At 55.6% G+C, this 23,989-nt stretch carries 16 protein-coding genes and 3 pseudogenes; 9 read left to right on the top strand and 10 right to left on the bottom strand.

Features of this window, described 5'->3' with window-relative positions; translation table 11 throughout:
* Complete coding sequence (locus AB4Y42_RS22010; RefSeq protein ID WP_368695348.1) at positions 1 to 879, bottom strand: hypothetical protein; 879 nt, start codon at positions 877 to 879, stop codon at positions 1 to 3.
* Positions 880 to 1,212: 333 nt separating this feature from the next.
* Here AB4Y42_RS22010 and AB4Y42_RS22005 point away from each other — a divergent pair, with 333 nt between their 5' ends.
* The gene (locus AB4Y42_RS22005) at positions 1,213 to 2,181 is read left to right on the top strand and encodes a hypothetical protein (RefSeq protein WP_368695347.1); all 969 of its coding nucleotides are present in this window, start codon (positions 1,213 to 1,215) and stop codon (positions 2,179 to 2,181) included.
* A gap of 158 nt (positions 2,182 to 2,339) precedes the next feature.
* Here AB4Y42_RS22005 and AB4Y42_RS22000 read toward each other — a convergent pair whose 3' ends face one another.
* The 5 genes from AB4Y42_RS22000 to AB4Y42_RS21980 form a co-directional block, all read right to left on the bottom strand.
* Entirely contained in the window at positions 2,340 to 3,287 is a 948-nt protein-coding gene (locus AB4Y42_RS22000) for a hypothetical protein (protein ID WP_368695346.1), read from the bottom strand.
* Positions 3,288 to 3,391: 104 nt separating this feature from the next.
* Complete coding sequence (locus AB4Y42_RS21995; RefSeq protein WP_368695345.1) at positions 3,392 to 5,083, bottom strand: alpha-ketoglutarate-dependent dioxygenase AlkB; 1,692 nt, start codon at positions 5,081 to 5,083, stop codon at positions 3,392 to 3,394.
* A 569-nt stretch (positions 5,084 to 5,652) separates the two neighbouring features.
* Entirely contained in the window at positions 5,653 to 6,741 is a 1,089-nt protein-coding gene (locus tag AB4Y42_RS21990; protein WP_368695344.1) for an AAA family ATPase, read from the bottom strand.
* The gene (locus AB4Y42_RS21985; RefSeq protein WP_368695343.1) at positions 6,738 to 7,562 is read right to left on the bottom strand and encodes a hypothetical protein; all 825 of its coding nucleotides are present in this window, start codon (positions 7,560 to 7,562) and stop codon (positions 6,738 to 6,740) included. The genes AB4Y42_RS21990 and AB4Y42_RS21985 overlap by 4 nt, the downstream gene beginning before the upstream one ends.
* A gap of 314 nt (positions 7,563 to 7,876) precedes the next feature.
* Positions 7,877 to 8,158 carry a hypothetical protein gene (locus tag AB4Y42_RS21980; protein ID WP_368695342.1) on the bottom strand — a complete coding sequence of 94 codons (282 nt, stop codon included), beginning with the start codon at positions 8,156 to 8,158 and terminating at the stop codon, positions 7,877 to 7,879.
* Between the two features lie 86 nt (positions 8,159 to 8,244).
* Here AB4Y42_RS21980 and AB4Y42_RS21975 point away from each other — a divergent pair.
* Positions 8,245 to 8,522, top strand: a pseudogene (locus tag AB4Y42_RS21975) (recombinase RecA); the annotation flags it as partial.
* Between the two features lie 6 nt (positions 8,523 to 8,528).
* Positions 8,529 to 9,391 (top strand): annotated as a pseudogene (locus tag AB4Y42_RS21970) (OB-fold nucleic acid binding domain-containing protein); the annotation flags it as partial.
* A gap of 126 nt (positions 9,392 to 9,517) precedes the next feature.
* Here the strand turns inward: AB4Y42_RS21970 and AB4Y42_RS21965 are convergent.
* Positions 9,518 to 9,664: pseudogene (locus AB4Y42_RS21965) on the bottom strand (H-NS family nucleoid-associated regulatory protein); the annotation flags it as partial.
* A gap of 383 nt (positions 9,665 to 10,047) precedes the next feature.
* Here AB4Y42_RS21965 and AB4Y42_RS21960 point away from each other — a divergent pair.
* The gene (locus AB4Y42_RS21960; RefSeq protein ID WP_368695341.1) at positions 10,048 to 11,448 is read left to right on the top strand and encodes a hypothetical protein; all 1,401 of its coding nucleotides are present in this window, start codon (positions 10,048 to 10,050) and stop codon (positions 11,446 to 11,448) included.
* Here AB4Y42_RS21960 and AB4Y42_RS21955 read toward each other — a convergent pair.
* Positions 11,379 to 11,612 (bottom strand): nucleotidyl transferase AbiEii/AbiGii toxin family protein, encoded by a 234-nt coding sequence (locus AB4Y42_RS21955; protein ID WP_368695486.1) that lies wholly within the window; start codon positions 11,610 to 11,612, stop codon positions 11,379 to 11,381. The genes AB4Y42_RS21960 and AB4Y42_RS21955 overlap by 70 nt on opposite strands.
* Before the next feature lie 291 nt (positions 11,613 to 11,903).
* On the opposite strand from AB4Y42_RS21955, the gene AB4Y42_RS21950 reads away from it, so the two are divergent.
* Positions 11,904 to 12,245: an H-NS family nucleoid-associated regulatory protein gene (locus tag AB4Y42_RS21950; protein ID WP_368695340.1), complete on the top strand. Its 342-nt coding sequence runs from the start codon at positions 11,904 to 11,906 to the stop codon at positions 12,243 to 12,245.
* A 38-nt stretch (positions 12,246 to 12,283) separates the two neighbouring features.
* On the opposite strand, the gene AB4Y42_RS21945 is transcribed toward AB4Y42_RS21950, so the two are convergent.
* Positions 12,284 to 12,538 carry a hypothetical protein gene (locus tag AB4Y42_RS21945; protein ID WP_368695339.1) on the bottom strand — a complete coding sequence of 85 codons (255 nt, stop codon included), beginning with the start codon at positions 12,536 to 12,538 and terminating at the stop codon, positions 12,284 to 12,286.
* Between the two features lie 350 nt (positions 12,539 to 12,888).
* Here AB4Y42_RS21945 and AB4Y42_RS21940 point away from each other — a divergent pair, with 350 nt between their 5' ends.
* Both AB4Y42_RS21940 and AB4Y42_RS21935 read left to right on the top strand, forming a co-directional pair.
* Positions 12,889 to 14,109, top strand: a complete 1,221-nt coding sequence (locus tag AB4Y42_RS21940; protein WP_368695338.1) for a DUF2235 domain-containing protein — start codon at positions 12,889 to 12,891, stop codon at positions 14,107 to 14,109.
* Between the two features lie 12 nt (positions 14,110 to 14,121).
* Complete coding sequence (locus AB4Y42_RS21935) at positions 14,122 to 14,571, top strand: hypothetical protein (RefSeq protein ID WP_368695337.1); 450 nt, start codon at positions 14,122 to 14,124, stop codon at positions 14,569 to 14,571.
* Between the two features lie 183 nt (positions 14,572 to 14,754).
* Here AB4Y42_RS21935 and AB4Y42_RS21930 read toward each other — a convergent pair whose 3' ends face one another.
* Positions 14,755 to 15,162, bottom strand: a complete 408-nt coding sequence (locus tag AB4Y42_RS21930; protein WP_368695336.1) for an SOS response-associated peptidase family protein — start codon at positions 15,160 to 15,162, stop codon at positions 14,755 to 14,757.
* Between the two features lie 677 nt (positions 15,163 to 15,839).
* Between AB4Y42_RS21930 and AB4Y42_RS21925 the strand changes: the two genes are divergently transcribed.
* Complete coding sequence (locus AB4Y42_RS21925) at positions 15,840 to 19,628, top strand: hypothetical protein (protein WP_368695335.1); 3,789 nt, start codon at positions 15,840 to 15,842, stop codon at positions 19,626 to 19,628.
* Positions 19,629 to 19,941: 313 nt separating this feature from the next.
* Positions 19,942 to 23,880, top strand: a complete 3,939-nt coding sequence (locus tag AB4Y42_RS21920; protein ID WP_368695334.1) for an NACHT domain-containing NTPase — start codon at positions 19,942 to 19,944, stop codon at positions 23,878 to 23,880.
* Positions 23,881 to 23,989: the final 109 nt, after the last annotated feature.

Genomic DNA, 23,989 nt, shown 5'->3' with positions numbered 1-23,989 from the left:
TTAGTCTTTGAACTTCATCAGTCTGGTAGTTTCGTCATCGGACAATGCCAATGACCTGACTGCATCTTCCCATTTTTGAGGTTCAAGGTGTACGTGTGGCTTCACATGTTCGGATTTGAATGCCGGCACGGTAGACTCTTCAAACGATTCGGCGAGCACTTGTTTAAGTGCAATCCGGGATACGTCCAGATTCGCCGATATAGCATCAAGCAACTTTGGAGGTGTCTCGATAGTTCCTGCAAGCATCCCACTGACAAGAGGGGCATAGCTCCCTATCCCTACGTCCACCGCCAATCGCCGCACTTTTGGTCCCTTGACTGCTGCGACAGCGGCTCGTGCTAGGACAAGTTCTGTCTCAGTGGCAGCCGATTCAGCTAGGCGCTGTTGCCGAGAGAGCGAATCAGCCATGCACATTGCAACAAGCTGCGACGAGGATTTCCCATACTCCTTGGCAGTTAGCTTCAGTCGGATAGACAAATGGCGGCTCAACCTGACCATCCATTGAACAGTGTCATCACCGTCAAGAGCAGACAATCTCGACTCATAGTTCAAGAGAAGCTTAGTGGGACTTTCGCATCGACTCCTCTTTTCAAATTCCTCAAAGCCATCCGCCACGAGTTCACGCGCGACAGCTGCAACCGAATCCCCCCGGAGGTCTGCCAATTCGCCCACAGCCACTTGCAGCGCTCTCTTGCTGCTGACACCAATGGTGTCTTGGCGCTCCTTCGTACGGCTCGTTTCACTGGCGCGGTGCTGAGATTCGCTATGCATAACTGCCTCCGTGGGCTCATTACCTTTATCGAGTATTTTTTGGTATTCAGTGTCCCAGCCTGTCTCGCTGTGTGCCTCTAGCACCCTAGAGTTGAGCGTGCTCATCATTTCCAATGCCGCCGCTTCAGCTGAGCTAGCCGACACATCGAGAACCTCCTCATTCGGAAGAGTGACGGTACACCTCACAGCCGAGTCTCGAGCATCCGTACGGAATCTTGCGTTCGCAGACAAGACGCAAATCAGATGAGCCCATTGAGCAAACAAGTGGGCCGCGCGCGTGGCATCAGTTTGGGGCAGAATCTTGGCTCGCATGCTGGACAGTATGTTGGTTTGTATTTAGTATAAGCATGTATCAACAATATATCAAACTTGGGGGCCACCCTGATTCACGCTGAATTTTCCGCCGCTGTCCGAGCAGCAGTGCACCGTTGGCGTGCAGGAATGACACTTGAAGAGGCGTGCGACTGCCTCGCGGACCCCGTCAGCACCGGCGAAGAGCTGAGCAGGCTGGTTCGTGACGAGCTGGCGCGAACAGGTACGGACCTGAACGCTCTTCGGGAGCAGGCATGGACGGAGGCCTACATCCACCTGCCTAACGCCTTCGACGTGGCGGGCCTCCCAGCGACGCCAGAAGATTTTTTGCCGCTCCCAGACGCGGAAGGCACGCTTCTCGCCCGCGCATCGTCGATTGCGGCAATTGCGACGCTCGGGCTCGAAACCGTTTCGTATGGTTCCGAGAACGACGGCGAGTTGTTTGTCAACCTCGTTATCATCCCGGGTGACGGCTACGTCCCGGAGAAGTCACGCAGCTCGATGCACGGGCATACAGACGCGGTGAGCTTTCCGGTCCGTGGACAGTTTGATAGCGAGGAAGTGCGTATTTCACCGTCGCCAGATTTTGTTTGCCTGGCCGGTCTACGCAACCCGACGAATGCCGCAACGACTGTAATGCCGCTTTCGCAGATTCTTCCGCAGCTTACGGAAGGCCAAATCGCTGAGTTGAAGAAGCCTCAGTTCATTATCCGGGCACAAGGAACCTTCCGAGACGGGACGCAGCGCATCCTTGGAGAGGAACACCAGGTCGACGGCGGAGAATTGCTCTTCGACGTCAACGGCCAGTTGTGGGTCCGTTTCAGTCACAGTAGCGCAGGCGCAGACGACGAAGAGGGAGCGGCTGCAGATGCCGTCGAGGCGTTCGCAAACGCTTGCAAAACCTGTGCGACCGGCGTCGCAATCGCTCCGGGCGACATTTTGTTAGTTAACAATCGTATCGGCCTACATGGTCGAACAACTGTCGACGGTGAAGCCGGCGGCGAGTCGCGCTGGCTTTTAAGGACATACGGGCTGGACACCTCAGGTTTGAACGCGGAGCAGCGCTACGAAGATTCTGTCCACAAGCTTTTCCCCTGAGTGGCCTTGCCGCGATTCGCACCTTGCGCGATTACGAGCAGCAAGCGATTACACGCTGCTCGATAGAATATCGACCTCATCACAGAGCCTCGAATCACGAGGCCGCGCGCGCCTTTGACGACTTCTTGGCTGTGCCTTTAACCGGCAGGTCGTTATAGCTAGTTCATACGCGAATTACCACCGTCCAAAAATGACGTCGGCGAAATAATGATATCGGTCCCGGGAGTATGTTCCGGTGAGTCAATCTGAATGCGATAGTTCCGAATTGCGTGCTTGAACATTTTGTAATGTTCCTCAGCACGTCCAGCTATTTCGGCGCTACCCACTTTGCCGATGGCAGCACCAAAGTCATGTGCTGCGCGATGGAAGGCGGCCAAGTCTCCGCAGGGATAGTACAGTCCGTCACTGCGCGCGATAATAACCTTTAGGGGATACGTTTTCACGCTTCCAGCACCGCCATCTCCGTCGTGCGCTTCGGACAATGCCCTAAGGTAGGCGGACATTTCCGACAGGTCTAGACCCAAAGTTTGCGTGCCCCAAAGTAGCTCTGCTGCATCAAGCCTGTCGAGCGGCCTAGGGTCTGCTGGGTTCCTGACAATCGTCTCGTAATACCCAGTGCAAAGGAGGTTGATACGGTGGACACTAACTTCACCGAGCTTGCTCTCACGGCCACGCACTTCGGGGAAAAGGAGGTGATGTCCGCGCTTAGAAAAGCTGATGACCACATCGCCACCCGCCTTGGACTCGAGCGATTTCATGAACCTTGCCATGAACTTGTCCCGCTCGGAACGCATGGCCCTCTCTCCGGCCTTGACCTCAAGCAAGAAATACTTCTGACGGGATGAGGTGAGCACATCTCCGCTTGCACTCTCAGCATTCCCATCTAGCTTTAGCAGCATGTCCGGAGGCGAGTTGAGCTGTTGAATTGCCTTCTGCGCGGATTGTTGAGCCTCCTCGTCACCTGGGTTACGCAGCCATGCCTCAATCGACCTCCGGCTGTCACGGGCATGTTTCATCCACTGCAAATCGCGCAGCGCAATGATGACCGGGTCCTCCCAAGGCAACGGGACACCATCAGTGGAATCTTCGTCAGGCGTTGAGGGCATTCTGAGTCTCCTTTTGCCACTGGCGGGTGCCGAGCAGGCTGCGGATTATAAGGCAGCACGCCCGCTAGGCAGGGGAGACCCAAAGGCCGCACCTGCATTGCAAACTATGACTCGAAGCTCTTTGGTCGCGCTTGGCGCTTCGGCTTCGCCGCCTTGGCTACAACCTTGCGAAAGGTAATCGAAATTCGCCGGCCACGGACAACTGAACCTTCCTTCTTCAACTTCGGAATCTCGTGTGTCCAATTACTGCGGACCTCACCATCCAGGACCGTGGCACTGCAACGCGGCAAAAGTCTGCCGACCTTTCCGGTCCCGTTGCGCTCTACGAACTGCATGGTCCAAGCTTCTCCGAGGCTTATGGTCACGATTGCGCCTTCAAAACATTCGGGACAATCGACGTGCTTTCCTATTCCCTGATTCCCGACGTACTCGTTGACGATGACTTGGTCAGGCCTCTGGGTGACGAGTCCGGTTTTCATCAACCTATCGGCTAGTTCAGCTGCCCAATTCGGAAGAGGCCCGATGTAAGCATTTGGCTCTACGCTTCTCGCTTTATAGTCGTACTTCCAACCGTAGTGTTGTACACGACGGGCGAGGACCGTAAGCCAAGAGCTGCGGTCAATCTGCTCGAGTAGTGACTGCTCTTCAGCTTGCGAAATGAAATCCTGAATCATTGACAACCCTGGCGGGTCGTCTGGATGTCGCTGAACTTGTTTTTCAATTCTGTTCAGCGACAAAGAGTCTTCTGCGTGCTCACCCACAACCCTCTCGCTCACTATGGGCAAGCCAGACGCGGGTACCGATGGCAGCGACTCAGCAACGCTTCCAACGACAATCCAGTCTCTGAATTGGTCTATATCAAGCTCGTCTTCAATCGACACTGTGTCGCTCAGGGCGATGCTTACCGAGCCTTTCACCTTCAGCTTGGTACCCCCCTTATCGATGCTGAGCTTCCCCTCTCCTGAGAAGGGAAGCTCAGCATCCGAAATCCGGATACAGCGGCGCAAAGCCGCCGGCTGAATACGTCTCGAAAGCGCAAGTGCGGCCTGATACGTTGGCGCATCGTCGAAGTTCGCGCGGAACCATTCCCCACGGCGCGTCTGCTTTCGCTCTGCCCACGCGTGCGCATCATCTACGAACTGAATCTTCTCGCTGGACAACGTCCATGTCGGCTTCTCACCGTACGAGTCGGGCCAGCTTGCCGCTGCTGCCCCATCGCTACCGAACAACCGCCACGTACGCACTGCCATAAATTCCCGAGCAGTTCTCGGACCTCTATATTGCGGGTCGAGGTCGCGCATCCCGGTTAGCAGACCAGAGAGCATCGCTCCGCTCCACCAAACTGCGGGAGGCATCGACCGCTGGTCTTCCAGCCAGGTAACGAACTGGTCTACCGTTGGGCGAAGCAATACAAGTTGCAGCACCAAACCCAGCGGGTCGTGCTGCGCCCGCCGCGCATCGATGGAGACTCTGTCGAGCAAAAGTGCGTGTGTGTGCTCCCGGAGCTCGCCTAGCTTCGCTGCGTTCGCTCCCAGGTCAACAGCGGTTTCGACAATCGTGTCGAGCAGCTCCGACGGCCTCCACTCTTCCCTGTAATTGACGGCACCAAGGATTTCGCACATCGACGCCCAAAGCGGCATCGTCGCCACGTTTCTCGACGACCTCTCCCAAATCGGTGCGGCAAGCCACGGCGCTCCCAATGCTGCAGCAGCATTTGCTCGTGCGCCATCAGCCGAAAGCGACTCACAGAAGACATCCAGCCACGGGTCAATGAGCGGCACAGCGTACAGCGACATCGCGGCTGCCCCTCGAATGGCGTTCCATTTGCGCGGTGGGCAATAGCGGTGGCTGACCACTGGTTCGCCGGAGGCAGGGGGCCGGACGACAGTCGCTCGCACATCTATGGGATGCGGCGAGGCTCCAACATTGCTGTAGCTTTGGCTCATTGCGGCCAAGCGAGCCCGGTCTCTTTCGCTTGCCACGGAAAAGGCCGTTACTGCAGCTAGCGGTATTGGACCGGCGAAGAGAATTTCAGTGTCTCCATCGGCTATGTCCTCAATGGTCCCCTCGCGCCATCCTCGCTTGTTATGTATGGTGACACTTAACTTCGGAAGACGGTGTGCGTCAACCCAGACCACCACGGACGTGCCTTCCCCCGTTGATTCTCCGCAGATGCCTCCAAGCCCCAGACGGACAGCGTCATCGCTAACGGGTGACACCCACCATTCATCCGCTAGGAAGCTCAACCAATCCATGCTATCGAGCGAAAACGCCAAACGCGGGTGCGCATCCTCCCTCCGGCGGGAGCCAGTACGACCCTCGCCGTCGACAGGGAGCAGGTCCAATTGAGCTTCAGTTTTTCTTGTCATCTGGAGAGTAAATCTGGACCTGGAAGTTGCGATATCTGATTGGGGCTCAACGCTTCTGGCCCATTGACCAAAACGAGGCTATCACGTGCCCGCGCGCACAGCATGTACATGCGACGAAAATCCTCAGTGACGAGGCACGGCAACGACCTCTGCAAATTCTGCAAATATACAACATCGAACTCCAACCCAATCGCGGATTCGCTGCTCATGACGGTTACACCCGGCTCAAGCAAGCGAAAACTATTCGGCAGGTCGGGCCCATTACTCACGTATGCTTCGACGCGTGCGTCGTCCGGGAGCGCAGCTTTCAGCATGTCACGTAAGAGCTGTACCTCGTCACGACGAAATACGATGACCCCAATCACTTGAGCGCGGTTGACGAGACGTCGCGACACCTGAGCGACAAGGTCATCCCAGTTTTGAAAGCGCTCTAGGCGGGGAACCTCACCTCCTCGACGCCGCTGAACAATCGCAGGTGGCAGTGACTTCGAACGATGAAAGTGCTCCGCAACTGCTGCAATTTCCGCTGTGTTGCGGTGATTCATGGTCAGTCTTTCTGGAAGAGGCATACCTGCATTGCAGATATCCGCGAACGAAGAGCGTTCAGAATCGGTGGTCTGGTCCTCGTCCGCAAAAACCGTCAGGTTCTTTGCACCATAGCGGACTGCCCAGTTGAAGAACGCCGCTGGAAGATTCTGACCTTCATCAACGATAAGGTGGTCGAGGTTCGGAACCTCTTCGACCTCAGCCGATGCATCCATGATGGCGGCCCAGTTATAAACAAACGGGGCGAACTGAGGCAACGATTTTTTTGTCCGTGCGTAGAAGACGGTCCCCACAAACTGATTCATCGTGTACGTCTTCAATCCATCTCCGTCGAGCTGAGATGTCAACGCCGCCAACATTTTGTTGCGCGTTACAACGGCCACACTCTTCCCGAGATTTTTTAGGAATTTAGCTCTAAAAACCGCGAGACTTGTTTTCCCTGAACCTGGCGGGCCAGCAACGAAGAGATTCCTGTCCTCTTCCCAGAAGTGCACTCTTTTTTGCTCGTTAAACAGTTCGTCCAACTTTGGCAACTTCATCGCAAAACTCCCGGGACGGCAATCGTCGTCTGCGCTGGTCTACACAGAAGAGCGTAGTGCACGTGCTTTGGCTCTTTAGACGTGTCCGTAAACCACTCGATTTCATCGGCCTCTACGGTAAATCCAGCTTCGACGAAGGAATCGCGAAACTGCGGATATTTGGCATCCGCGTATTCGTGGGCACTATTGGTGTACAGGACGGCGACGGGTCCGGGGCCTACCCGCTGGAGCGCGTCAACGATTTCACGCACAAGTTCACTGGCGTCAACCGTCGGACTCGCAAGCAAGTATGACGCAACGACAATCGTCCACTCACCCCGCGAATACCCGAAATCGAGGTCCCCAAGGTTCCGCTCGAAATTCAGTGTTGTCTGAGGATGCATCGCATCGCGGCCCTTCGCCTCTTGCGCGAGCGAATATCCTAGTCGCAACATACTGTGAGCGCGGTCTACACCAAAGTAGCGAAATGGCCCTTGCGCGCCAAAGCACTCTGCAAAAGAAAGGCCTGCAGTAAAAGGACCGCAGCCAATATCAATCAATGTCGGTCTATGGATTTTTTCGCTTTGTCCCAGCAAACGTCCGAAAGCATGCGAAAGCTCATCAAGGTGACGTATTTGGTTGTATTTTGCGTATAGAAGCGCGCGGTCGTCTGGAGTCAAATGTCCAACGCCAGTATCGAAGTCCGCCTGACCACCGCCAATCACATCGCGAAAAATTCGATTACGCGGCCACCCCAAATACGTTGTACTTGTAGTTCGCGCATCGTCATTTAATCGTTGATTGATAACCTCAGAAATCGAATCCCGTAGCCAATTATTCACAAATCACCATTCGCTTTTCTTGTTCGCCCGGCTTTTCAACCGAACGTCCGATGTGGCAACTGAATTATTCGTATAGCATAAATTGTTATACAGCCTAATTCTTCTTTGGCGATTTTAAACGGCAAATCTTCGCAAGACTTTAGGTCAGCAGTGGATTTTATGCTATTTGCATTAAATTGCGCCAGTCAAAACCTTTTCCAAGCATGCGGATGTTCCTCCGTGCGTTTGCCTTAGTACTACATTCGCGATGCAGCCTTATGCTGCGCCTGCTCGCGTTAGAAGTCCGCCCAGATTTGAGCCGAGGAGCACATGCGTCATCTCCGTTGACTGCACCGGGTTTCGCTACCGATGCATGACCCGTCGCATCCCCGGCAGAAGTGCCGGTCCCGCACGCTGCCGTCGACGCGCCAGCTGTTCACTGCGACGGCAGCCTTCGTGCCCACCGTCCGGCCATTTTCGCGCGCGAAGAACGTCGGTTCGCCCGCTTTGCCACGCGCGACCGCCTGGTCAATGCTCGCATCCCCGAACGCTTGGCGCAATTCGGCCACGAACGTCGCAATCTCCGGCATCGGGTGCTTGCACACAGGCATATCCATCTTCGTCTCCGGTCACGACCCAAAACGGACACTTCACAAACGGGGCCTATACGATACTGTACATTCATACAGTACTTTTTGCAGCAATGGCCACCTTGCCCCAGCACATTGAGTCAATTCTTCCGTCGCTTTGGCGCGGGTCGCAGTTCGCGCGTGCCCATGGTAGGACGGTCGACACAGGCTACGCAGCCCTGTCGGCCGAGCTGCCCGGCGGTGGATGGCCATTGAGCGCGCTGGTGGAACTGGCGAGATGCGGCTCCTGAAGCCGGCGCTCGCGGAGCTGAGCACGCGGCCGATTGCGCTGCTGCAGCCCCCGCATGTTCCCAATTCGCTGGGGCTCTCATATCTCGGCCTGCCTGTGGAGCTCATGAACGCGGCAAGCTTCGCATTGCTCGTCTATGCGAGCAGCTGGCTTAAGTGCAACGAGCCGGAGGCGTTTCTTGCTGCGATGCTGAACAGCATGCCACTCGGCTTCTACTCAGCGTCGCACTAATTCAGGACGCTCACCGTAATGGTGTGAAGGTGCTGCCGGCCGACGTCACCATCAGCGGCTGGGACTCGGTCCTTGAGCGTCACGAATCTGCATCGACTCCGGCAGTACGTCTTGGGCTTTCGCTGCTGAAGGGCACGAAGGACGGCGCTGCAGAGCGCATTGAAGCAGCGAGGGCAGTGAGGCAGTTCGTGACTGTGAGCGACCTTGCAAAACGCGCGCAGCTCGACGGGAAGGACCTTCAGGTCTTGGCCACAGTGCCCGACCGCAACATCCTCGCCGATGCGCGCGTTGAGGAAGAGACGCCGGTGCTCGGTGCGCCGTCGGAAGGAGAAGACATCGTCGCTGACTACAACTCAATGAGTCTTACCCTGGGCCGGCATCCGCTTTCGCTGCTGCTGCCAGTGCTTCTCGAACAGCGTCTCGTCCCTGCAACAACGCTTATGACGTACCGCAATGGTAGGCTCGCTCGCGGTTGCGGGCTGGTCACCGTACGTCAGCGCCCAGGGACCGCGAACGGCGTGATGTTCGTGACCATCGAGGACGACACGGGCAACGTGAACGTCATCATCTGGCCGTCGCTGCAAGAGAAGTTCCGACAGGAAGCCCTGGGTGCGTCACTGCTTGCGGTGCACGGAACGTGGCAATGCGAAGGCGAGGTCCGCCACCTGGTCGCACAACGGCTCGTCGACATGTCGCACCTGCTCGGCGGCTTAACGGCCATCAGCCGAAATTTCTGTTGAGCGGCCACCCATTCGACCTGAACGTGTTGCCTATTTCTCGCGACTGCTCAGCTGCTTCGAGAATTATCAACGTCGCTGAGAATGCGTGATACACCGGACTCACCTCACCGCTTTCCGGGCCTCCGCAATCAGAAACTTCGAGCGGTCTTTAACGCTAACGAGCCAAGCCGGCGCGCGACCACGGCTGCTCCACGTCGCACCTTACTTCGGGTCGCGATAAAGCGCTGGCTGCGGACCTCTCACATAATTTCCGGCCTTCGCGGACTTCTTCGCCGCAGTCGGTGCGACTGACGAAGCTTCGAAGATGAGGAGCTTGCCCCGTCCTTCGCCTTTGCTGCTGCATGCGGCCCGAATGCTTGGGTCCCGTCGGCGGATGAGCCTTAATCCACGCACTGGCCATTTGCGAACATCACCGTGGGATGCGATTTTCAACCGTAGACCGTGATATTCATCCGCCGTAGAAATTGCAAGGCGGAAAGACGTCCGCATTCATTTCATTTCCAAGTTCACTGGAACGCACTCCTAAGTTTACGAATCTAGATTTAGTGGTGCCCGACGTCTACATTAGACGGTGGCGGCTGCAATAACCATTCCGCTGCCATGTTCGGTTGTGAGCTTAAGGAGTATTCGGCTCTTTCGAAATAAGGAGAAGGAAAATGAAAGGATTCCGGTTCTCGATGAAGCACACCCTTATCGTATTCATTCCGCTGGTAGCGTTTGCTTCACCAGGCATTGCACGCGCAGATTGGGGAAGCGCCGTCGGTGGATTAGCAATTGGCGTAGGGCTTGACAAACTTGGCAACGACATTAAAGACGCTATCGCGAATGCAGCAGCTAACGGCCAGCTTCTTGAAGCTCAGGCCGGTGGCCAAGTTTATATTGCAATTCAGCAGGCAAAGGAAACATACAACAGTGAGCTGGACCTGACCATTGACAAAGTGTCCGGGGCCGAACAGAACAGCCTGAACTCCATCGCATCCGTCGCGACAGATTTCGAAAACAAAACATACAAAGACCTGTCATCTCTCAATACGCAGGTACGCTCCACCATTCACGACCTTCCGTTTAGCAACTCATTCCCTCAGGTCTTGAGCTATGGTCCAGCTTTTCTCGAGGTGAATCCGCCGAGCGGCACCGTACATCTGGTGCTTGATGGGGATTTCTACGATTCCTTGCGAAACGATTACTTGCCGACATTGAGCATTAACGGAAAATCCTTATCTGCGACCTTGCGTACGTCGACTCAACTAGGCTTTGATATTCCGAAATCTGAATTTGGAGCATCGCCTAACGCATTAACCGTCAGCTACGCGACAGTGAACATCCCCTACAGCACCAAAACGTTTCTTATTTTCCCGTCAAAGAGCACGAGTTCTGTTTCCTTGGCTATGGCGACCTTGCCTAAAACTCCAGGAACTGTCCGGCTTGACGTCACCACAACCTCTCCCGGCATGGCAAAGCAGACGAAGGTATCTCCGGAAATGGCTCAGGAATCGGCAGACGACGATATTAAGTGCGGTGGTGAGCACGCCGACCTTGCACTTCATTTTTCAACGCCTGACTCGGGGTGGGCGGTAGTGCCTGACTCGACACAGTGGCAGGTGACCTGGCACCAAGGCACGCAGGGTGTCGGGCAAGACTGGTGGCTCGAGCGTACATGCAGCACGGCAACGACAGCTTGCGTTTGTGTGTCGACCGAGCATCACGGCGCGGGCACGAGCGGGAAGGTGCATTTTAAAATTCTATACACGGAAGAAAAGCCTGTCGTGAATTCGACTACCACCTCGTCGAACATTGACGTTGGCTGGGATGAGTCTCGGACTATCACGATACCGGCAGGCGCAACTTGGCAGCTTCAATACAACCGCTTTGATGGCAAGCAGATGCAAGTCGCGGGCATTTACGGGGACGCTTTCGTGAAGGTAAGCCAGACAGCAAACAGAGTGACGGTGAGCACGGCGCCGTTCAGTGACCTAGACGAAAACATTTACAACAGTGCGCTGCAAGCTGCAGTGCAGAAGGCACCAGGAGCACTTTCCGCTAACAATCCACAGTGAAAAAAGCCGCCTCGAAAGGCGGCTTCCTTTCTGTCAGTCACGAGTACAAGGTCGATGTCTTCCGAGTATCGAACCGCTGGCGCGAGATGGGCTTTGTGCAGTACTGTTCCGCCTCGCATGGCAACGTGTTGACTTAGAAACTTGTCCCAAAAAATGGCTGCCACGGATTTGGACAACAGATAGTCCTGCTCCACCTGGTCGTCGTTGGGCCACGGTGCGTGCGTTCGCCAGCTAATCTTGAGTTGACTCTAGAATGCATGGCAGTCCTCTCCGTGTCCGCGCCACTAACTTTACAGTGGGATACTTCTGAGGGGGAAGGTCACTAGCCCCCCGCCATCTTATCCTCTGGCTTGGACGGTCGCCACCGAGGACGCTGGTTCAAGCTGTGTTATCCTGGTGACAGACGACTTGAACTCATCTGCTCAAGAATTGTATTGAGAGCGGAGCACACGTAGATGGACGAACGAAAGCGAGACAGCATTGTGGCCTACCTGCGCCGCAGGATGGCCGAACTGGGAATCGAACCAGACGATGTAGCCGCGTCAATCGCGGCTGACCAAGAGAAACTGCGAGCGGCGCGCTACCGTGACGCCTTTGGAAATACCTGGGACGGCGAAGGCGACACCCCTCAATGGGTGGTCCAAGCGACTAGCGCGGGACAGTCGCTTAAGCACTTTGAAATCAGCGGGACGCATGAATCCGTGTCAGGCAAGCGCGCCAGTGTCGATTGGGGCAATGACCCGTTCGCCGGCAGCAGACTGGCCACCATCAAAACCGAACGCCTCGGGGTTGCCTGAGATTTGCCCCCTAGCCTGCTTCGGGCCCTATGTCATCGTCAATGAAAAGTGCGCTCGTCGTCTTCGTCGCGATAGCCATCAATGACGCCCATGCAGTACGCGACCCCGATGCGTGCCGCTGCGGCACGAGGAAACGGACCGCCAAGCACCCGCATGCCTTCCGCAGAGAGTGGTGCGAGACGTGGGTCAGCTCGGTCGACGATGCGGCAAGAGACGTCGGCTTCCCCAGACGAATTGGAGAAGATTTGCACATGAATCCTGAGCCCTAGAAAGTTGTCAGTGAACGTCTCCATATGAGGTCTCCAAGCGCGCCATGCGATTCATCCTAGCACACCGGGGCGCTTCATTTAGCGCGCTCGATGTCCTGCTTCCTGAACAGGCTTACGCTTTCCCACGTTTTCTCCGTCAAGGCCACCTCGTGGCTGAAAGTTATGCTTTTAGCGGATGCTTTTGGGCTACTCCCGTGAGCAGCCCTTTTTCCTGACTCGTTTGGGTACCGAACTAAACCCCGATGCTCGGTCAATGCTTCTGACGTTCACCAGACCAAGCCTGTCACACCACCTTGAGTAGCGCACCGGCCACGCAGATGGCAAGAGCACTATACTGACGGTCGTTACCCGCTCCGTAACTCCAATCAGATAAAGTGGCTAAAAATATTGTCCTTTTTATTGACGGCACATGGGAAGCAAACGATGGGCACGTCGAGACCAACGTCGGCAAACTGTTTGAAGCCTGCCGGTTCAAACAAAAGCCAGGAATTCAGACCGTCTACTATCTGCCCGGAGTGGGGACCGACGCTCAGCTGAGCCGGATGGGTTCAGCCTTTGGCGCTCCACGCCCGGACAACAACGTGCAAAGATGGGCAGCACCGCCTCTCGGAGCTTCAGTTTGGCCACTGAACCGCCTAACCGGCGGGGCGTTCGGATACGGCATGGGAGCAAGAATACGGGAAGCCTATGCCTTTCTCTGCAAGGAGTATCGTCGGAGCGAGCAAGACAAAATCTTCATTTTCGGGTTCAGCCGAGGTGCCTTTGCAGCACGCTCGTTGGCCGGATTCATCTCAAAAGTCGGAATCCTGATGCAGGGTTACGAGGATAGGATTCCCGATGCGTACAAAATATACGAATCTGGAACAGACGAAGTTGCGACGGACTTAAAGGAATATCTCCTTCAATTGACAGGGGCGAGTGCGCCCCAGCCCGAACTCAACGACTTGCCTATTCACTTCCTTGGTGTATGGGACACGGTTGGCGCCCTAGGACTGCCTTGGCGCATTTCAGAAAGCATCGCCAAGCGAACAGAGTATCACGATGTAGAGGTGCCCCCGAATGTGATGCACGCTCGTCACGCGATGGCGCTACACGAATTGCGGAAGCACTTCCCGGTACTCCTCTGGGAGAACAAACGAAACCATCAACACCTCAAGCAAGTCTGGTTCCCTGGTGCCCACGGCGACGTCGGCGGTGGTTATCCCGAAGATGAGTCCGGTTTGTCGACAAGTGCTTTGCGGTGGATGGCACACGAGGCAATGCACGAGGGCCTTCTGGTGGAGATGACCCACCCTGCGTTCGAGCCACAGCCCTCGAACGTCCGCCTTCACCACAAGATGACTTGGTTTTATGCACTATTCAAGCCGCAAGTCCGGTCACAATTGGCAGCGCTCCTTGAACAGTGCAAAGCCGCGAAGCCGGACATCGATGCTGCATGTCAGTTCAGCGCGAGCTGCAGGGACCATCTACTCTCGAAGCAGGAGTACCGTTTCTTCTCATCCCGAGTGAATGCAGCTCTGAGGCATGTGGACGACACCGCAGCCCAAGTTTGTTTCCTTTCGCGTCTAACATACAACTATCCATTTGCAAAATAGTTGGAGCCTCCATTGCTAGACATAGACAACCCCACGTGGATTCGAGCGGTAACTCAGGCAGAAGCCGCGAGTGCCGCGTCGACAATTAATGAGATTTTCTTCGCACTGGTGGCGTTATCGCCCCAAGATATGGTGCGCTTCAGAAGAGCGGCTTTGATGCTGCTCCTGCTAGAACGCACCGACGTTATTCGCGATGCTGTCGCGGAAATGCACGCAGGAGTCCGAGAAGAGAAGTGGTACTCCGAACGGCCTCCGCGCTTTCGTCCAGAAGACCTAGAGAAGGCATGCTCTATCGCACGTTCGTTGCTGAAATGTTTGGAGGAAATGGGAGGCACGTCATATGACGAGGCTCTAAAGCCGCCATTGGAAGCGTTGGGGATTCTCCGCACGGCCAATGACGCCATGGCTGCATCCGCGTCGGATAACACTGGCAAGAACGCAGTTTCGATTACAAGGCTCTAGAAAAGCGCCCGACTAATGCTTGCGTTCCAAGCCGATATGTTCCGCCGAAATCTCGGAGTAACGCCTGCTGCCTTCTTCGCGCGTGCCACGAGCGTGATGCCTGCTTCCCTACAGTGAGCGTCAACCGCCTAACGTTCGCCCAGCTCTTAGTGCAGCGCGCTGTTGCCGTGCGCCGTGCGTTGCTTAGCTATCCCACTCGCGCCAAAGCCCGGCAATCGCGAATGGTTTGCCGGAAGCCATGTTAATGCGCCATCGCTCAGCCTTCCCGCTTTCGTAATTTGGCTCGTAGAACGCTTCGCAGGGGATGAGGCATAACTGCAGCCGCTTCCATGCGCCGCTGAAGCTACGCTTCTCGCCCACTGTCTCCGCGCGCGCGTTCATTGTGTCGAAGACAAGCACGCTGGGCGGAATGTGCTTGCGCGGCACCATCCCGAACGTTGCGACGTCGGCTCTCTCGGCATCGCCCACGCACCTGACAATTGGCGCCGGATAGTCCTTGTACACCTCGTCTCGCCACGGGCTATCGGGCGGCTCGACGCCGAACCGCTTGAATATCCGGTCGCGGCGCGCCGCCGCGTAGTTCGTGCACATAGTGTTCCTCCGTCGAGGCAATCTTGCCCGCCCGCTTCCGTTCCCGGGTACACTGTACATCCATACAGTATTTTTGTCAGGTCATGGAGCCAGTTTGGGAATACAGGTGGGCAGTCTGGGACGAGGTCAAAACGCGCTTCGTTCCCACGCCGATATGGCTTACGGATGAGGAAGCCCGGTCAGACTGGTACGCCTACGACATGTGCGTGTACCGGCTCGACCATACGAAGCGGGACCGGATGCATTCGGTCGGCCCAGCCGTGGACCCACCGGCTGCCGACCTACCGTGGCATCGCGACCGCCGCGTGCGCGCTGAACGATGCAGGTACGGCCTGCCGCCGTTCGTCACGCCGCTTGACGACGAGTTGCGACGCCTCTGGAACCGGTATCCAGGGGATGAAATTGGTCGGCTCGCGCTTGAGGTGCAGACTGGGCGGTACGCCATCTCCGAACTTGAGGCGATTGCTGCAGAGGGCTACTGGCGCCTGCAGAAGGAACACGCGACCGTAGAGGAAGCCCGCAAGTCCTTGGGGCACCTAAGACGCCGCCTGATGCACGAACTACAGAGAATCGGGCCCATCAAGTGGGAACGACGGTAATCTGCTGCACATGTGCACATCCCTGTAGACTTTCGCACTGGGAATAGAACGCGATTCAAAAAGTCGCTAGGAAAAAAGATGAGGCGAATCGAAAGCATCGGGGTACCGGTTGAAACCCGGAAGTTGTTACGCGACAGGCTGCAGCGGTTTCTGCCCTCGCACGGTGTTCCATCTGGGCGACTGAACACCGCAGTGCGACCACCGGTTTTTGATGCCGAGTTGGTGGACTTCTACCGGAATCTCATATTTCTATCCGCCGACCAGGTTTCACGCGCTCGCGATGCATATGAGTTGGCGCGAGACGCACTGCTGAAATCGTCTAAGCAGGACAGTCGGAACATGGGTAACGAAGCCGTCGCACTTAGTCCGACGGCAGCAAGCACTCCGCCCGAGAACGCGGGTTCTCTTTTATCTGACCCGACTGCTTCGGCGCAAGGAAATACCCCCGAAGTGGGTTCCATCGGCACCAACAACGGGGCCTATGGAGACAAAAGACAAATCGACAGCGAACCGCCGCTGCCGGGTGTTACCTCAGAAATCATTTCCACTCCGCCGAGTCTCGATGCGCTCTCGCCACCGCCGCCCTTTGACGAGTTGGTAAATCAAGGCTGGATTTATATAGCTTGGGGCACGGTCATTGTCCCTAGTAGTGTCTTAATGACCGTCCTTCGCAGCAAAGAAGCTATTGCGGCCCCCCTCAGGGCGATAATCGAAGCACGTGGCATCGATGGCTACGCGTTTTCCAAAGACTTTGTCCCAGCTGAGTCAATACGGGAGTTCGCGAACGATGTCATGCGAGGGACGCGTCACCCATCCGAAATAGCGTGTATTTCTCCAGAGTGGATTGCAGCACGAATTTGGGACACCCCTCCGCACGGTCCCGACATCTCGCCAGACAATTTGGAGAGACACGTAAAGCACTGGACGAAATGTTGGCGGTCTCTGGGAGCTCCCTCCTTTTCATTGACTCAAATACTCGCATCGAATGAGGTCGAATCCTTCGTCAACACGGCACTCGATGTCCTTGCTCGACCATCTGTATCGCCAAACTGGGTAGAGCTGCAAGTGTTTGCTACCGCGCCAATGCGCTTAATGCAGCCACATCGAGTCAATCAATTCGACGATACGCCGCCCCCGCCACCAGCTTCGACGATTTCGCGCTTTCGATGCATGGAGGGCCACGCCATGCAGCACGCGTTCGCCGATTTCGCATTTAATGATGGCAATAGCTTAATGGCGGTGCTAACGAATGAGTTGCAAGAGTCCCCGCTTATTCGCGCAGCATGGGCCACACGTCTGTTCGACTTGGTGGTCGAGCGACCTATCTTGCTAGCGCAACTTGGCATGGCAGCAACGAGCACGCCAGTGATTCTCGCAGATATGCTGATGTCTGCGTCGACTTGCCCACTAGCGTGTTTCCTCGTCGCGCGTTGGGACTCCAAAGGAAGTGGATGGAACCGCTCATACGAAAACTATGCGAATCAAACAACAGCGGTGTTCGCGTTTGAAGACTCGCTCGCTATCCTGTCAAACCACATTGAAGCGGAACGGATACCCTCACACGAGATTGCCGCGTTATATCTCGAAATTTTTAAGCTAAGTCTGAATACCAACCAAGCATTCCGGCGACGTGAAACCCTTTCGTTGCTTCGTAGCGGGCTGAGCGCGACCCACGCGACATTTAAGACCGAGGTACTGCGTTCACTGCTTGCTATCGCGCGAACCGAGGTCTATCCGGCAGATGCATTCTGCGCAGCGCTGGACATGGCCACGGAAGGAGACGTTGCAAATTCTGTCGAACCAAATGAAATCGTAACCCTCTATCTCGACATGGTTCTGCCCAAGGCTGGTCTACTGCAGTTTGGGCAGTTGGACCTCAACAGTTCGCGCTTGTTATGCGAACTCGCATTGAGGTGCGAAGCGCAAGTACGTGAGAGATTCCTCAAACCACTCGATATTCAAGGTTGGCTGAGAGAGAACCCCACCGACGCTAGCGAGCTGTACGTATTTCGCGAACAACTCATCAGACGCATTAGACTTCACGTCCACTTGCTCGCGCGCGCTATCGCGGCGTGGCCGACAGCAGTTCCTCCCGAACTAGTTGGCGGGTTGCGTGTCGCAATACACACTGGTGCAATTGAGCACAGTGAGCGCAACCGTTTCGATGCGTTCAATGTCAGATTGACGACAGGCATTTTGGGCCCCAATCAGCCCTCCATTTCACTTGATTTGGCCGCAGCATTGCGCCGCGTTGACGGCGACCTCCTGCAATCCTTAGTCGCCGAACTGTGTCAAGTCGAGGAGCCGGCCGCTTTGGCCGAAATTATCGCGAATACTCCGGCAAGTCACAACGCGTTAATCGTGAACCGGCTGCGAGCACTCACGCCAGAAACATCTTCTAGCGTATGGAGTCTTCCTGCATTGCAGGCGAGAATAAATGCACTTCTCGCGACGGGCCTCACTGAAACGGCAGAAGCGTTTATTGCAGAGGAACGCAACGCCGTCACCGTCGGAAAGATACAAGGTCGACAGGTAGCCAGGATTCGGGTCGACCTCGGATTGCTAGTTATGCGCTCTGACTGGGACGGCCTTGCCACGTATGCTCTTCCAGAAGACTTAACACCCGCCGAGAGAAGTGATGCAAACGATGCACTCGATTTCTATCGCGCGCTGGCCGAGTTGAAGAAACAGCGTGGGAATTTTGCGGGCGCCGATGCCACCTTCGCCCGCCTAAGCGAGCGACATCCCACAGTGGTCGCATACGCCATCAACGCTTTCGTTAGCCGAGTTCATCGACTCTTGAACGACAACGTCTTCCGGGTACTTGCAGGCAACGACATTGCTGAGGCTAAGCGTATTCTTAGTGAAGCCGAGCGAGACGTATTGCCTCTCATTCAGCACTCGCCTCGCGACCTGAAGTCGTTCAATGTGAATCGCATCATGCTTAAGTTGGCTGTGGGTCAGCCGAGAGAGGCGCTTGAATTGTCGCTGCAATTGCGAGAGACAGGCTACGACGCGCACGTCGAGGGCTTTGCCGCAGTAGCTATGGCGAGACTAGGTAGCAGGCAGGAGGCGATTACGGCTCTTACCGAAGTCCAGAGAGCTTTTGGTCGCACCGAGTTCCTAGCTGCAGTAAGAGAAAACATCGACACGCACCGCCCCTATTCTAACGTTCCGAATCTTGCGGCCGAGAGCAACCCAATCCCCGGTCTGCGACATGCATTCGAGGCATTGGCTCGGCTTGGACACGATGAGCAGGCGCAAGTACTCCAGGAACGCGGCCGCATCGACCTATATTTGTTGGAGCAGGTGCGGGGTGCATGCGCGAGCCTCGTTGCCGTTGCGCCGATGATGGAAAACCTTGGAATGCTCCGCCTGGAAGACAATATCTCTGGTGTTTTGAAGCAGCTCCTTCTCTCGCGATTGCTCGTCCCACAATGGGCAGTGCAAGACCAACCTCGCGGCGGCAGGGCACCATCCGGTGGCGTAGGTGAGCGAGACATCGTAATCAGCAAGGGTACTGCAGAGCTCGCTGTCATCGAGGCGCTCGTTGTTCGGTCGGTCGACACGAACAATCTCACCTTACATTTTGAAAAGCTTTTTGCCTATGGTAGCTGCAGATTCTTCTTTCACGTCACCTACTCTCGCGGCGCTAATTGCGCGCGAATCGCGAGCTTCCTGAAGGAAACATGCGCCAAGCCTCCGAGTGGCATTAGCTATCAGGATGTCGAAAACCTACCCGACTACGATTCCTCACCGACTGGATTCAATGCTTTCTACACGGTTGACTCTCGTGAAGTCGTCATGACCTTTCTCGTCCTTGATATGGGACGACCGTCGCGAAGCGGTGTCGCTGCGTCGCAATAGCTCCCCCTTTCGGTATCGCGGCGCAGACAATCTACCTATCCACTCCGTTTCCGAACTGGCTATCTACCATGCGTGCGAGTGCCACAGGACTGTTGGGCACCCCACGTTGCGCTGCCGATAGTCCTATGGCGCTATGTCTGCACCTCGCGACGCCTCAAGCAGAGAAGAAGATTGAGTTTCCGCAAGACAGATTTAGCAATCGACGCCTGTAAATTAGGCCAGCAATGTCATCGTGACAAGCGCGGTGGATAGCCTTCGGTATGCAAGGGGTTCAAAGATATAATTTCACGATAACGACCAGATTAAAACAACCATGAGCTCAACAACCCACTCATTCGAAGTCTCGACCGAGCCGCCAGTTCTTAATCGGCGCGTAACGGTCATCGGCGCCCAGGTGCACGGAGCCAAAGAAGTCAGGTATGTGAGCGACTTGGTCAATTATCCATTTGTCGTCCTATTGGGTGAGCCAGGGAGTGGAAAGACTTCAACTCTAAAGGCGGAGGCGGCGAAAGAAGGTACCGTCGTATTTACCGCACGGGAGTTGACGTACAAAACTGACCCGAGAAATCCTCACTTCGAAGACCGGCTTGAGACACTTTATGTGGACGCTATCGACGAGTATCGAAGCGAGGGTAGCGCCACCGATAAAGCGTGGAACTTAACGACGGCCATGAGCGTGGCCAAACCCACAAGATGGCGTATTGCGTGTCGGTCCGAGGATTGGCGCAGCGACGCAGATATCAAACCGTTTCTGCAGTTGACCAATGGCGAAAGGCCAATCGTTGTGCAACTGCAACCGCTCCAAGATACGGAAGTACTGGCTATATTGCGCCATCTTGAGGAAGAAGCGCCTGAGCAATTTCTCGAGACCGCTTATAGTTTCGGCGCCCACGGTTTGCTTCAAACGCCACTCAGCGTCAAGCTCATGCATCGAGCAGTCAAACAAAACGGGGCGGTGTGGCCGGAAGGAAGATTTGCGTTGTTCGCCTCAGCGACAAAAGCGCTGGGAGAAGAAGATAACGACGACTATGAAGGTAAGCCGCGCCATTCAGCAGAACAGCGCCTAGCGCTCGCCGGCCGGATAAGTCTTATTATGCTCTTGTCCGGCGCGGAGTACATCTGGCGCTCCAATTCGAGCAAGGCAAAGGCGAGCATCGAACCTCGGCGGCTGGTGGATGCAGACGACCTCGGAATTGACCCTGGAGAGCTGTCCGATGTCCTTGACAGCTCTCTCTTCAAGGGCGAAGGCAAGCAATTTGAACCCATGCATCGAACGATTGCGGAGTTCCTTGCCGCAAGGACTCTGGCACTGACAGTTGCCGGTAAAAACACACTCGCTGCGCTCCCACTCTCAAGAGCTATCGCGTTGGTAAGCGGGTTCGACGGCTCTCCGCCGACGGAGCTACGCGGGCTATATGCGTGGTTTGCAGCCCATCTGTCCGCTTGCGGAGATATCGATGGAGCTGGACGATTGGTTAAAGCGGATGCCGTATCCGTGCTGGCCTACGGAGACGCCTCCGTTTTTCCAGTTGACTTAAGGCGCACGATTCTTCTCAGTCTGACCAAAGAAGACCCATACTTTCGCGCGTCCGGTGGCTGGCTCGGCACTGAGGTGGTGGCGTTCGGCGGCCTGGCCAGTGAAGAGCTGGCCGGCGATTTCGCGCGGGTATTAGAGGGTCAAGATAACGAGGGACACCTTCTCGTTACGATTTTTGAGGTACTGTCCACAGGCAAGCCAGTTGCCTCAATCCGTCCTTTGCTACGAAATATTGCCCTAGATTCGCAGCGACCAGACTGGCACCGTGTCCGAGCCGTGAGGGCATGGCTAAATTCTCCTGATATTCGCAATGAGCGTGAGGGCCTGCTCGACGCCCTTGCAATTGAAGCCCCATCGATAGCAAGAGAAAAAGTCCGCGCCGAGCTCATCTTGGCACACGCTGCCGGTCCGCTCGAGCAATCAATTGTTAAGTCGATTCTCTCGAGCTTCGAGGAATGTCCGGAAGACAACACGATTGGTCATCTGACAAATTTAAGACTCCGGATGTGTGCAGAACCACCTGTCGGGTTCTTTGACGAGCCTGTTTCGTCTTGGCGCAGCAAATCGCAACGCCGGCCACGCGCTTGGGAAGTAGACGAGCTACTGGACCAACTGCTCGCCGCCATGATAAGAAAAACGCCCAATCTCAGCGGAGAGAACGTCTGGGAGTGGGCGCGCAATCTCAATGTGAGCATTTGGACTGCTATGAAGAAGGAAAGCAGCGAGGCGCTTGCAGTTTGGATGTCAGAAAATGAAGAACGTGAGATTGCGCTGTTCGACGCAATATTGTCCTCAAGCGAGCAGTCGGATGCTCCGTGGTTACCTGGGAATATATATACGCAACTTGCAAGACGGCAGCCATCTCCCCCTATGATTCAGAGCTTGTTGCAAAAGGCTAGCCAAGAGGCCACCTCCGGCGCTCGTCAGCACTTGCTATCTATTGCCGTTGAAATTGTTCGTGCGCATACGCTAGGGAAAGCAGACGCTTGCTTCTGGGCCGTCCATGAGGCGCTCCTCAACGACCACAAGTTTCCTGACCTCCTCACTCGGTTAATTCAGGACGACTGGCCTAATGAGCTTCGCGGACTTTCGGCGCACCGAATCGACAGGTCGTCAGACGATGCGCAGACGGCCGCTTCAAACGTCGAAGAGCTCACGCCTTTACTAGCTGAAATCGCTGCAGGCCAACACCCGAACGTGCTACGCTGGGCAGCTGAATTGTATTTTGCCCCCAAGTCACACGACGACCTTCCTTGCGGGCTCAATCGCGTCATCTACTATTCCGACGCTCCGGTAGCGGCTGCCGTATCGGCCGGATTCCACGCCGCAGCGACAAGCCGTCTCGGAGGCCTTACTGTGACTGATATCGGCAAACTGGCCGCACAAAATCAGCACTATGCCGTTGAGATTGGTGCCGTTGCTGGCGTCGATATAATGCTTGAAGCGTCTGAGTCGTCTGCACTTAGTTTCATCGATATTGAAATCGCGATTTCGGCTCTGCGGTTGAGCTATTATGTGCAACCTAGAGAAAGGCGCGAACGCTTGGAGAAGTGGGCCAGCCTCCAAATTTGTAAGATACCAACCGCCGGCATCCGCAGCCTTACTGAATTCTGGCGCGCGGCGCTAGCCGCTGGGGCAACTGAACTCAGCCTTATTTCGCAGCTTTTGACAGATACCTCTGGTGCGTCGCACGTAGTCGGTAGCGCTATTGAGACCTTGTTAGTTGAGAACAAGGATATTCCCGCCGATGTGCTCAAGCAACTTATGCATGCAGCGTCACGGCTTCTTGCACCGAGACGGATTCTAGAAATCGCGGGAAGCAACTTCATCGACGAATCGGTACCAGAATTGAACCGCGTGATATGGAAATACGCGCTTTTCTATCTCAACCCGCAACAATATGGCGAGCAATTCCTGCGCGACAACGAAGGCAAAGGGCTTGTTGACCTGCTCGATTCGTTTTCCGGTAACGACCTTGCTGGTCTGTTAGCGACATCTGAAACCTCTGCTCGCATTGTCCGCTCGGATATCGCCGTTCGCCTGTTCGGCATCCTCGTTTTGCCGTCAGACGGATTGGAAACCAGTTCAGCACAAGGCCGCGCACGACAAATCGTCCAGACCTCCCTGCAATGGCTATCGGCAAATGATGCGCAAGAAGCTGGAGATGTTTTACAGCGCCTGTTAAAGGAGTCGTCGCTCGCGTCCTGGAAGGGATTCATTCAGCATGCTGCTGCTATCTTCAACAGACGAAGGCGCGACAGCAGCTTCTCTCATCCGGTGCCCGAGAGTATCAGGTCAGCACTCGAAGGTGGCCCACCAGCCAATGGTGCCGACCTTTTCTCAGTCGTCGTGGAGGAGTTGCGCAGACTGGCTAATGAGCTTCGGTCGGACGACGTAACCCCTTGGAAACGCTACTGGAATGTTGACTCTAAAGGTAAGCCAACAGGGCCACTGATAGAGAACGAATGTCGAGACCGGCTTCTAGAACGTCTTCGCGACCGGCTGAAGCCATACAAAATTGCACCGCCGATGCCAGAGGCAAGGCGCTCTGAAGAAACGCGAGCAGATATTATTTCGCTTACGGCCATTGGTCACACTGTGCCGATAGAGGCCAAGCGAAACAACCACTCTGAAGTCTGGACTGCTGCCGCCACGCAATTGCAAGGCTACGCGAATTCGGCGGGTGCTGATGGCCATGTGTTGACGGCTGTGTAATTCCGACACTAAACGGCGGCGCAAGGTCGAGTAAATCGCTCAACACCGAATGGGCCGCCGATGTCGGCCACCGGTGAGCGTTGATTCAGAACGGGTCCGCGATATCGTC

It is taken from the genome of Paraburkholderia sp. EG286B (assembly GCF_040965655.1).
Taxonomy (GTDB): Bacteria; Pseudomonadota; Gammaproteobacteria; order Burkholderiales; family Burkholderiaceae; genus Paraburkholderia.
This window is presented reverse-complemented; position numbering and strand designations above follow the sequence as displayed.

Excerpts from the sequence above, each read along its gene's own strand:
- AB4Y42_RS22010 (WP_368695348.1), bottom strand. The coding sequence starts at position 879 with ATGATGAGCACGCTCAACTCTAGGGTGCTAGAGGCACACAGCGAGACA.
- AB4Y42_RS22005 (WP_368695347.1), top strand. The coding sequence starts at position 1,213 with ATGACACTTGAAGAGGCGTGCGACTGCCTCGCGGACCCCGTCAGCACC.
- AB4Y42_RS22000 (WP_368695346.1), bottom strand. The coding sequence starts at position 3,287 with ATGCCCTCAACGCCTGACGAAGATTCCACTGATGGTGTCCCGTTGCCT.
- AB4Y42_RS21995 (WP_368695345.1), bottom strand. The coding sequence starts at position 5,083 with ATGTCGCTGTACGCTGTGCCGCTCATTGACCCGTGGCTGGATGTCTTC.
- AB4Y42_RS21990 (WP_368695344.1), bottom strand. The coding sequence starts at position 6,741 with ATGAAGTTGCCAAAGTTGGACGAACTGTTTAACGAGCAAAAAAGAGTG.
- AB4Y42_RS21980 (WP_368695342.1), bottom strand. The coding sequence starts at position 8,158 with ATGGATATGCCTGTGTGCAAGCACCCGATGCCGGAGATTGCGACGTTC.
- AB4Y42_RS21960 (WP_368695341.1), top strand. The coding sequence starts at position 10,048 with ATGAAAGGATTCCGGTTCTCGATGAAGCACACCCTTATCGTATTCATT.
- AB4Y42_RS21950 (WP_368695340.1), top strand. The coding sequence starts at position 11,904 with ATGGACGAACGAAAGCGAGACAGCATTGTGGCCTACCTGCGCCGCAGG.
- AB4Y42_RS21945 (WP_368695339.1), bottom strand. The coding sequence starts at position 12,538 with ATGGAGACGTTCACTGACAACTTTCTAGGGCTCAGGATTCATGTGCAA.
- AB4Y42_RS21930 (WP_368695336.1), bottom strand. The coding sequence starts at position 15,162 with ATGTGCACGAACTACGCGGCGGCGCGCCGCGACCGGATATTCAAGCGG.
- AB4Y42_RS21925 (WP_368695335.1), top strand. The coding sequence starts at position 15,840 with ATGAGGCGAATCGAAAGCATCGGGGTACCGGTTGAAACCCGGAAGTTG.
- AB4Y42_RS21920 (WP_368695334.1), top strand. The coding sequence starts at position 19,942 with ATGAGCTCAACAACCCACTCATTCGAAGTCTCGACCGAGCCGCCAGTT.